Here is a 2590-nt window from a genome sequence, read left to right as displayed (position 1 = left end):
CTCCTGCGATTTCTAGCTGAAAGCGCGGGGACAACTTCGCCTCAGTTCGGATCCCTACTGGGTCGAGCGGGTGAACCGCATTGGCCAACGGGTGGCCGCCCACAGCGAACGGCCCCATCTGCCCTACACCTTTCAAGTGGTGGAAGATCCCGACATCAACGCCTTTGCCACACTGGGAGGCTTTGTCTACATCACCACCGGTGCCCTTGCAGCCGCCGACAACGACGACCAGATTGCCGCCGTGCTGGCCCACGAGGTGGCCCACATCGGCGAACGCCACGGCCTGCAACAACTGCAGCAGGCTGCCACTGCCCAGTCTGGGGCTCAATTGTTGGGGCTCAACGACAGTACCCTGGCCGCTCTGGCCCTGGAATTGGGAGTACGGCGCCCGCAGAGCCGTGAAAACGAGTTTATCGCCGATGAAAAAGGTTTGGGGGCAGCCTATCGCGCCGGGTTTGACCCGCAGGGCATGCCGCAATTTTTGGCCAAGTTGCAATCCCGCGGATCTGTGCCAGAGTTCCTGCGCACCCATCCCCCTGTCTCGGAGCGCATTGCCCGCCTCAACCAGCTCATCACTCAGCACGGCATGGCCAGCCCAGCCGGTCAGACTGTTCCACTCCGCGGCTCCGGCGGCTCCATTTGGCCCTCCGGATCCCCCGAACAAACCCAACGCACCGAGATTGAGATCCTGCCGCTACTCCCTGTCCTGCCCTAACTCGGCACAGAGGGATCCCTTCTGCCCAAGACCGGCTGGATGGCTCCCTGTGTTTCTTTGTCAGGGACAGTTACTGGTGGAGCTGTGCTTCACAGCAAAGGCAGACCGCGTAGTCTCCGCAACTGGTTGAGGTGGGCCGGGCAATCGCATCCAAATAGGGCAACAGCTGCGTTGCTTTTTTCAAGGGTGAACTCTAGGAAAGGAGGCTCTGTCACCTCGACTTCAGCCCAGGACTCCGTCTCGCCAACGCGAGCGGATGGGATGGGATCCTTCTGCTCGGGAACAAGAAGAGGATGTCTCCACGGCAGAGAACGGGAGCGGACAACATTCAGGTCAAATGGGGGCGCGTCCAGGGTAGAAGCTCGAGCTGCAGGAGCAAACCAAAGTAGCAACGCCCACAGAGCCGGTGCCGGCCACCTTGCCCAGCGCCAATAGGAGGAATAGGGGAGCCCTGCCATAGACTTTGCTAACTCACTAGTGTACCGTCCGCTTTGGATTTTGCCAGGGAGTGGCTGAAGCGAAGAGGACGTCATAGCTGCGCAACGCTAACGCGACTGGCCGGCATCGTCTCAGGAACCGTTGGGTCACAGCCGGCGGATCCCATGCCAAACTTTAGTTTAGAATATTTTTAGATTCGAGATTCAGTCTCACTCATTTGAACTTGGGGAGGCCGACCTTTAGCCTTGCCAACGGTATGCCTCTTCCGCAGCGCTTCACTGGATCTAGCTTGCTGCCCTTTCCCGTCCTGTTTTGTTCATTATCTCTACCAACTCAGGAGTTTCTTATGGCCGTTCCAAATGGTCATTCCGGCACGCTTCCAGAGCAAGAGGCTTCTTCTATGGGAAAGGACGCCCTCCCGCTAACGCAAACGGGTAACGCTCTAAACCTGGCTCCCCTGCCTGCTGATGGAGCCTCCGGGGCTGCTCAGATGCCGGTACTGCTGGAGGAGAAATCCGGCCCACCGGTGTTTCCCAGCCCTGTCAAGTTCAGCGAAATTGGGATTGATCATCGTCCGGTCGGGGCTTCGACCCTGAAAGTGGTGGATTACTATGCCGACGGACGTCCAGTTGCTGCTGCAACTCTCAAAGTCGTGGACACTTGGGGGGAGGGACGCCCAACGGTTGCCTCTGGAGCCAAATTCATCCATGATCCCACGCTCAATCGCCCGATAATGGCCGATGGCCTGAAAATTGCCAAAACCTTTATGGGCAATCGCCCCATTGAGGCCAGCCCTCTCAAGGTGATGCGCTAGCCCGGATCCCCAAGGTGGGCCAGGGATCCCCTTGCTAACCTGGGTTGGGGCACATCCGGTTAGTGATCATGGAGATCCTGGCAGTTCTCTTGGGGCTGTTGGCGGGCTTGGGAGGAGGAGCGGGCTATCTGGCGGATCAGACGGCGCGGCAGCTTTTGCTGGATCAGTTGGATCGGGCAGAGGTTTTGGAGGTGCGCATCCAAAGCCAGCCCAATTACCGGCTGCTGAATGGCCAAGCGGATCGCCTGCTGATCGCCGGTCGCGGGCTCTATCGAGCGCCCTTTCCCCGCATCGAGCTTCTGGAGCTGGAAACCGATCCGGTGGCAATTGACCCCTCTTTTTTCCAGGGGGCTCCCTTGCGCCTGACGCGACCTCTGCAAGCGGCGGTACGGGTGTTGGTGCGGGAAGAGGACTTGAATGCTGCCCTCAACAAGCCAGAGGTGCTCCGCCAGTTTCAGGATATCCGCGCCGATCTGCCTTTTGGGGGAGCGGGAAGGGAAGCTCGCCGTTTCGATCTGCGTCAGCCCCGCGTCGAGTTTTTGGATCCCAGCCGCATTCAGCTCTCTGCCCTCTTGGTGGAGAAAGACGGCGGTACTGAGCAAAAGGACTCCGTCCCGCTAACG

Annotated in this window: 3 protein-coding genes; all 3 read left to right on the top strand. The window is 59.3% G+C overall.

All coding sequences use genetic code 11. The annotated features are described in order from the left end of the window. Nucleotides 1–70: 70 nt before the first annotated feature. Complete coding sequence (locus tag NW819_RS10090) at nucleotides 71–715, top strand: M48 family metallopeptidase (protein WP_414413654.1); 645 nt, start codon at nucleotides 71–73, stop codon at nucleotides 713–715. Nucleotides 716–1643: 928 nt separating this feature from the next. Beyond that, nucleotides 1644–1967: a hypothetical protein gene (locus NW819_RS10085; protein WP_414413653.1), complete on the top strand. Its 324-nt coding sequence runs from the start codon at nucleotides 1644–1646 to the stop codon at nucleotides 1965–1967. A gap of 68 nt (nucleotides 1968–2035) precedes the next feature. Next, the coding region (locus tag NW819_RS10080) for a DUF2993 domain-containing protein (protein WP_414413652.1) at nucleotides 2036–2590 on the top strand (555 nt) is incomplete at its 3' end.

It is taken from the genome of Synechococcus sp. R8-2, assembly GCF_047461715.1.
Taxonomy (GTDB): domain Bacteria; phylum Cyanobacteriota; class Cyanobacteriia; order Thermostichales; family Thermostichaceae; genus Thermostichus.
Note: the sequence above shows the minus strand (reverse complement) of the source record. Positions and strands in the feature narration are given on the sequence as shown.

Coding starts and splice junctions, on each gene's coding strand:
- NW819_RS10085 (WP_414413653.1), top strand. CDS start 1,644: ATGCCGGTACTGCTGGAGGAGAAATCCGGCCCACCGGTGTTTCCCAGC.